Below are 6,728 nucleotides of genomic sequence, written 5' to 3'. Positions count from 1 at the left end.
TTTTCCAGGGCGGCGCTGCCGTAAAGGGTCCCTTCCCGGCGGATGGGCAGGGGCTGGATCTCCGGGTGGCCCTTCAGGGCCTTCAGGTATTCCAGGGCCAGCAGGTTGTTGGACCCGGAAAAAAGTCCCTGATAGGCCAGGTTCCGCCGGCAGGCCAGCTGCTCCGCCGCCCCGGCATAGGAAAGGCCCCCGGAAAGGGCTGCTGCCCATTCACCCGGAGAAAAGTCCTCCCGGGCCAGCTGGAGCAGCAGCTTCGGGTCCCGGGCTTCGCAGCCAAAGGACAGGTGGGTCACAAGGCCGGTGGCGGCCAGGCTTTCCACCCCAAAGAAGGCGAACCCCTGGGCACTCTGGAGGCTCCCGGCCGCCGGCAGTTCCAGCACCAGGTCCACCCCGCCCAGGAGAGCCAGCCGGGTCCTGCGCCATTTGTCCCACAGGGGCAGTTCTCCCCGCTGGGTCAGGCTGCCGCTCATCACGGCAATGACGGGCACCGGGCCCAGCAGCGCCCGGGCGGCCTCCAGATGATGGCCGTGGCCCCGGTGAAAGGGATTGTATTCGGCCACCAGGCCGATGACAGAAGGTTGTTCCATAGCAGATCTCCAAATTTTTATTTTACAAATCCGTAAAACTTTGCTAACATATATTAGTATTATAGCATAAGCATAATACTGGTTTAAAATCAGTAGTCGATCAGGAGGCAATGTAATGAAGATTTTTGTTGTAAACTGCGGCAGCTCTTCCATCAAATATCAGCTGATTGATATGAAGGATGAATCTGTCATCGCTAAAGGTCTGGTAGAACGTATCGGCATCGAAGGCTCCGTTCTGACCCACACTCCCGCCGGCAAGGACAAGGTAAGACTGGAAAGCGCCATCCCCGACCATGTGGACGGCATCAAGAAGGTCCTGGCTGCTCTGGTTGACCCCAACCACGGCGTCATCAAATCCATGGACGAAATCGATGCTGTTGGCCACCGTGTGGTGCACGGCGGTGAAATCTTCAATGAATCCGTTGTGATTACCGATGAAGTGCTGAAACAGATCGAAGATCTCAGCGATATGGCTCCCCTGCATCAGCCGGCCAACGTTTCCGGTATCCGTGCCTGCCAGAAACTGATGCCCAACACCCCGCAGGTTGCCGTATTCGATACTGCATTCCATCAGACCATGCCTCCTGTGGCATATATGTTCGGCGTGAAATACGAAGAATACAAGGACTATGGCATCCGGAAATACGGCTTCCATGGGACTTCCCACAAATACGTGTCCGGGGTGGCTGCTCAGCTGCTGAAGAAGGACATCAAAGACACCAAGATCATCACCTGCCATCTGGGCAACGGTTCCAGCATCACCGCTGTGGACGGGGGCAAATCCGTGGATACTTCCATGGGCTTTACTCCTCTGGACGGCGTGCTGATGGGCACCCGTACCGGTTCCATCGACCCGGCTGTGGTTCCCGTGCTGATGCAGAAGAAGGGCCTGGATGCTGCCGGCGTTGACAAGTACATGAACAAGGAATGCGGCGTCCTGGGCGTTTCCGGCGTTTCCAGCGACTTCCGTGACCTGGAAGATGCTGCCGCCAAAGGCAACGAAAGAGCCCAGCTGGCCCTGGATATGTTCTGCTACCAGGTGAAACGGTACATCGGCGCTTATGCAGCTGCCATGGGCGGCGTTGACGCCATCGTGTTCACCGCCGGCGTAGGCGAAAACGACATCCATACCCGTCAGCAGGTTTGCGCAGGCCTGGAATTCCTGGGTGTGAAACTGGATGCTGACCGGAACAACGTACGGGGCAAAGTCACCGAAATCAGCGCCGCTGATTCCAAGGTGAAAGTATTCCTGATCCCCACCAACGAAGAACTGGCCATTGCCCAGGATACCCTGAGACTGTGCAGCAAATAAGATGATTTGGGCTTTTGCTTGACAAAGGCCGGTTTCATCGATATAATGTAACGGTTGATAATATGATTAAAATCAATGTAGCAGAAATCAAAAAAAGACTGACAGGGTCAGAATCTTTCCAGTACGACCTTGCCCCGTCCCAGTTGAACCTGACGCCGGAAGATGCCAGCCTGGAAGGGCACATCCTGGTGGAAGGGGAGATTTCCAACGGGGGAGACGTGCTCCTTCTCACCGCTAGGGAAAAGTTCGTCTGCCACGGCACCTGCGCCCGCTGTCTGAAAGATGTGCGGCTGGAGCTTACGGCCCAGGTGGAAGAACGGTATTATCCCGAAGGCACGGAAGGACTGGAAGAAGATGCCTTCACCTATCAGTTCGATATGGTTGATGTTACGGATGCTTTGAGAGAGTCCCTGCTCCTGGCCATCCCGGCCAGAGTCCTGTGCAAACCGGACTGCAAGGGGATCTGTCCGGTCTGTGGAGCGGACCGCAATGTGACGGAATGTCACTGCGATACCCATTCCATCGACCCCAGGTTGGAGGCTCTCAAGGCGTTGTTAGAGAAATAGCCTGAGATTAGGAGGTGTAACGATATGGCAGTACCGAAGAGAAAAATGTCCAAAGCCCGTCGGGATTCCCGCCGTGCCAACTGGAAACTGGCTGCTCCTGGCCTGGTTGAATGCCCTCAGTGCCACGAACTGAAGCGCCCGCACCACGTATGCACTGAATGCGGCTACTACGATGGCAAGGAAGTCGTGAAAGAAGACGAAGAATAAGGAACCCGGTCCGCCGGACCTTGAAAAGGACGCCGTCCCGAAAGGGGCGGCGTCCTTTTTTCTTCCCCTTCCTAAATCCTCCAAACTGGCTTATAATGATAGAATAGAAATGATTAAATCGATGCGAGGAGAGCAGCTATATATGAAATTCTTTATCGATACGGCCAACCTGGACGAGATCCGGGAAGCGGAGGCCATGGGGATCATCAGCGGGGTCACCACCAATCCTTCCCTGATCGCCAAGGAAGGCCGGGACTATGAGGAAACCCTCCGGGAAATCGCCCAGATTGTGGACGGCCCCATTTCCGGGGAAGTGAAGGCCAGCACCACCCTGGCCCGGGACATGGTGATGGAGGGCCGGGTGATCTCCCGGATCCATCCCAATATGGTGGTGAAGATCCCCATGACCCGGGAAGGCCTGAAAGCCGTGAAGATCCTGGCTTCCGAAGGGATCAAAACCAACGTGACCCTGGTCTTTTCCGCCACCCAGGCCATCCTGGCTGCCCGGGCCGGTGCCACCTACGTATCTCCTTTCCTGGGGCGGCTGGACGACATTTCCACCGACGGCACCCGGCTGATCAAGGAAGTGATGGAGATCTTCCGTCTCTATCCGGACATTACCACCAAGGTGATCTGCGCCTCCATCCGGCATCCCATGCATGTGGTGGAATGTGCCAAAACGGGAGCGGACATTGCCACGGTGCCCTACAAGGTGCTGATGCAGATGGTCCAGCATCCTCTCACCCGGACGGGCATCGAGAAGTTCTGTCAGGATTTCGAAGCGGTGTTCGGCCGGTAAACTATGAACAACCTGTAAATTCTGTAACAGACCACCCGGTCAAGACTTGTATTTTGCCCCTGCTCTGGTATAATAGGTGTAAGTGTTATGACTAGGTACTAAAAGTAGGTGGTAGAATGGGTTCTGTGGGACAGAAAAAGGCAAGACAGCAGCGTCTGCAGCAGCTGCTGGCCAGGAATCCGTTCCTGACCGACGAGCATCTGGCCGAAACCTTTCAGGTGAGCATCCAGACCATCCGGCTGGACCGGCTGGCCCTGGGGATCCCGGAACTCCGGGAGCGTACCCGTCATATGGCGGAGGACGCCCAGGAAAAACTGAAAGCCATTACCAGCGAGGACATCGTCGGGGAACTGATCGACCTGGAAATCGGGGTCAGCGGCATCTCCATGATGACGGTGGACCGGGAAATGGTGCTGCAGAAAACCGGTGTCTGCCGGGGACAGTACATGTTCGCCCAGGCCAATTCCCTGGCTCTGGCGGTGATCGATGCCCCTGCGGCCCTCACCGGGGTGGCCAATGTAAAGTACAAAATCCCTGTGACCGTGGGAGCCATTCTGGTGGCAAGAGCCGAAGTGGTCCGGAAACAGGAAGACAAATATACCATATGGGTGAAGATCAGGAACAACCACAAGGAAGTGTTCCGTGCCAAGTTCCTGATTGTCGCCATTCCGGAACAAAGGAGCCAAGAAGATGAAAATCGCAGTTGACGTAATGGGCACTGACTATGGCCCTGCCGAGATCATCAAAGGGGTGCTTCAGGCGGTTGACGAATATGGCTGCGACGTGGTGCTGGTGGGGGATCAGGAAGTGATCCGCCAGGAACTGGCCCGGGAACATCAGGAAAACAATCCCCGGGTAACCATCCATCATGCCAGCCAGGTCATCGAAATGAAGGACCATCCGGGAATCAGCGTAAAGAAGAAACGGGATGCCTCCATTGTGGTGGCTACCCATCTCCTCCACGAAAAGGAATGTGACGCCTTGGTGTCCTCCGGCAGTACCGGTGCCGCAGTGGCTTCCGCCCTGTTCGGCCTGGGACGGATCCGGGGCATCGAACGGCCGGCCATTGCCACGGTGATCCCCAATGTGAAGGGGGCCACGGTACTGGTGGATTCCGGCGCCAAGGTGGATGCCAAACCGGAACAGCTGGTCCAGAACGCCATCATGGGGTCCATTTATGCGGAACTCCAGCTGGGGATCCCCCAGCCCCGGGTGGGCCTTCTGAACATCGGGGAAGAAGAGACCAAGGGCAATGAACAGTGCCTGGCCACCTATCCTTTGCTGAAACAGGACTCTCACATCCATTTCATCGGCAATGTGGAAGGCCGGGACATCAACAAAGGCACTGTGGACGTGGTAGTCTGCGACGGCTTTGTGGGCAACGTGGTGTTAAAGACCATGGAAGGCCTGGCCTGCGCCGTTATGGAGATCCTGAAAAAGACCCTGATGGAAAGCGGCATCTTTGCCAAACTGGGAGCCCTGCTTATGAAGCCGGCGCTCCTGCGGATGAAAAAACAGATGGATGCATCGGAATACGGCGGCGCCCTGCTTATGGGTGTCCGGGCTCCCTTCATCATCTGCCACGGCAGTTCCAAGGCCAAAGCCATCAAGAACGCCGTACGGGTGGCCATTGAGCTGACCCAGAAAGACGTGGTGGGACGGATCCGCCAGGAAATCATGCACGACGAAGAAAGTGGTGAATTATAAATGACGAAACCTGCAGTGGGCTTTTTGGGCATGGGGTACTATGTGCCGGAAAAAGTCCTGACCAACTTTGATCTGGAAAAAATGGTGGATACCAGCGATCAGTGGATCGTGGAACGGACCGGGATCCGGGAACGGCACATTGCCGCTCCGGACCAGGCAACCTCTGATCTGGCCTTTATCGCGGCCCAGCGGGCTCTGGAAGACGCCGGGATCACCGCCGACCAGCTGGACCTGATCGTGGTGGGCACGGAATCTCCGGACATGAAGTTCCCTTCCGTAGCCTGCATCCTTCAGAACAAACTGGGAGCCTCCCATGCGGCGGCTTTTGACTTGGCTGCCGGCTGCTCCGGCTTTGTGTACGCCTGCGGCATTGCCAGCCAGACCATCGCCAGCGGCATGTACAAACACGTGCTGGTGGTAGGAGCGGAAACCCTTTCCCGGATCCTCAACTGGCAGGACCGGAACACCTGCATCCTCTTCGGGGATGGGGCCGGTGCCGCAGTTCTGGGACCGGTGGAAGAAGGCTACGGCATCCTGTCCGTTGACCTGGGGGCCAACGGGGCCGGGGGCCAGTACCTGACCATGCCTGCCGGGGGATCCCGGAAGCCGGCCAGCGAGGAAACCGTGGCCAACCACGAACACTGCATCCACATGGTGGGCAAGGAAGTGTTCAAGTTTGCCGTGAAGGTCATGGGCCACAGCGCCCTGGCCGCTTTGGAAAAGGCCGGCATGGGCAAGGAGGACATCGATCTTTTGATTCCCCACCAGGCCAACCAGCGGATCATCGATTCTGCTGCCAAACGGCTGAAGCTGTCCACGGACAAGATTTTCGTAAACCTGGAAAAATACGCCAATACATCCGCTGCATCCATTCCCATTGCCCTTTGCCAGGCACGGGATGCAGGACGGATCCATAAAGGAGAGAACGTGGTGATGGTGGGCTTTGGCGCCGGCCTCACCTATGGTTCTCTGGTAGTGAAATGGCAAAAAGATGAGGAGGCCAGAGCATGAGTAAAATTGCTTTTGTGTTCCCGGGACAGGGGTCCCAGACCGTAGGCATGATGAAGGAACTGTACGACAACTACGCCTGCGTCCGTGAAGTATTCAAGGAAGCCGATGAAGCACTGGGCTTTTCCATGACGGATCTGTGCTTCAAAGGGCCGGAAGACCAGCTGCGGCTCACCTACAACACCCAGCCTGCCATCCTGACCTGCAGCATTGCAGCCATGAAGGTGCTGAACGAAAACGGGGTGTTCCCGGATGTGGCCGCCGGTCACAGCCTGGGTGAATATTCCGCTCTGGTGTGCGCCGGTTCCCTGAAATTCGCCGATGCAGTGCGCACGGTGCGGAAACGGGGCCAGTTCATGCAGGAAGCAGTTCCTGTGGGCCAGGGGGCCATGGCCGCCATCATTGCCCTGGATACCGCCAAGATCCGGGAGATCTGCGCTGACATCCAGGAAAAACGGAACGAAGCAGTACAGCCGGTGAACTTCAACTGCCCGGGTCAGGTGGTCATCGCCGGGGCCACGGAAGCTGTAAAAGAGGCTTGC

General features: G+C 56.9%; 9 protein-coding genes. 8 read left to right on the top strand and 1 reads right to left on the bottom strand.

From position 1 onward, the window contains the following. Nucleotides 1-587, bottom strand: a 587-nt coding sequence (locus QVO43_RS05635; protein WP_288174600.1) for a nucleotidyltransferase family protein, incomplete at its 3' end; no start/stop codon positions are given. A 115-nt stretch (nucleotides 588-702) separates the two neighbouring features. On the opposite strand from QVO43_RS05635, the gene QVO43_RS05630 reads away from it, so the two are divergent. The 8 genes from QVO43_RS05630 to QVO43_RS05595 form a co-directional block, all read left to right on the top strand. Continuing rightward, nucleotides 703-1,899, top strand: coding sequence for an acetate/propionate family kinase (locus tag QVO43_RS05630; RefSeq protein WP_022487579.1), 1,197 nt, complete (start codon nucleotides 703-705; stop codon nucleotides 1,897-1,899). Nucleotides 1,900-1,961: 62 nt separating this feature from the next. After that, nucleotides 1,962-2,465 (top strand): YceD family protein, encoded by a 504-nt coding sequence (locus QVO43_RS05625; RefSeq protein ID WP_022487578.1) that lies wholly within the window; start codon nucleotides 1,962-1,964, stop codon nucleotides 2,463-2,465. 24 nt (nucleotides 2,466-2,489) lie between these two features. Beyond that, nucleotides 2,490-2,672 carry a 50S ribosomal protein L32 gene (gene rpmF, locus QVO43_RS05620; protein WP_012938743.1) on the top strand — a complete coding sequence of 61 codons (183 nt, stop codon included), beginning with the start codon at nucleotides 2,490-2,492 and terminating at the stop codon, nucleotides 2,670-2,672. Between the two features lie 142 nt (nucleotides 2,673-2,814). Beyond that, nucleotides 2,815-3,471, top strand: coding sequence for a fructose-6-phosphate aldolase (gene fsa / locus QVO43_RS05615; protein ID WP_022487577.1), 657 nt, complete (start codon nucleotides 2,815-2,817; stop codon nucleotides 3,469-3,471). A 116-nt stretch (nucleotides 3,472-3,587) separates the two neighbouring features. Beyond that, a complete protein-coding gene (gene fapR / locus QVO43_RS05610; protein WP_022487576.1) occupies nucleotides 3,588-4,178 on the top strand; it encodes a transcription factor FapR in 591 nt (196 codons plus the stop codon). Then, nucleotides 4,162-5,178: a phosphate acyltransferase PlsX gene (gene plsX / locus QVO43_RS05605; RefSeq protein WP_022487575.1), complete on the top strand. Its 1,017-nt coding sequence runs from the start codon at nucleotides 4,162-4,164 to the stop codon at nucleotides 5,176-5,178. Before fapR ends, plsX begins: the two co-directional genes overlap by 17 nt. After that, nucleotides 5,179-6,189 (top strand): beta-ketoacyl-ACP synthase III, encoded by a 1,011-nt coding sequence (locus QVO43_RS05600; RefSeq protein WP_022487574.1) that lies wholly within the window; start codon nucleotides 5,179-5,181, stop codon nucleotides 6,187-6,189. Continuing rightward, nucleotides 6,186-6,728 (top strand): ACP S-malonyltransferase (locus tag QVO43_RS05595; RefSeq protein ID WP_288174597.1); only part of this gene is annotated, 543 nt, incomplete at its 3' end. The genes QVO43_RS05600 and QVO43_RS05595, both read left to right, overlap by 4 nt.

The sequence above is a fragment of the Acidaminococcus sp. CAG:542 genome (genome assembly GCF_000437815.1).
Taxonomy (GTDB): domain Bacteria; phylum Bacillota; class Negativicutes; order Acidaminococcales; family Acidaminococcaceae; genus Acidaminococcus.
Note: the sequence above shows the minus strand (reverse complement) of the source record. Positions and strands in the feature narration are given on the sequence as shown.

Bases quoted from the DNA above. Each gene is read 5' to 3' on its own strand.
- QVO43_RS05630 (WP_022487579.1), top strand. From the start codon at position 703: ATGAAGATTTTTGTTGTAAACTGCGGCAGCTCTTCCATCAAATATCAG.
- QVO43_RS05625 (WP_022487578.1), top strand. From the start codon at position 1,962: ATGATTAAAATCAATGTAGCAGAAATCAAAAAAAGACTGACAGGGTCA.
- rpmF (WP_012938743.1), top strand. From the start codon at position 2,490: ATGGCAGTACCGAAGAGAAAAATGTCCAAAGCCCGTCGGGATTCCCGC.
- fsa (WP_022487577.1), top strand. From the start codon at position 2,815: ATGAAATTCTTTATCGATACGGCCAACCTGGACGAGATCCGGGAAGCG.
- fapR (WP_022487576.1), top strand. From the start codon at position 3,588: ATGGGTTCTGTGGGACAGAAAAAGGCAAGACAGCAGCGTCTGCAGCAG.
- plsX (WP_022487575.1), top strand. From the start codon at position 4,162: ATGAAAATCGCAGTTGACGTAATGGGCACTGACTATGGCCCTGCCGAG.
- QVO43_RS05600 (WP_022487574.1), top strand. From the start codon at position 5,179: ATGACGAAACCTGCAGTGGGCTTTTTGGGCATGGGGTACTATGTGCCG.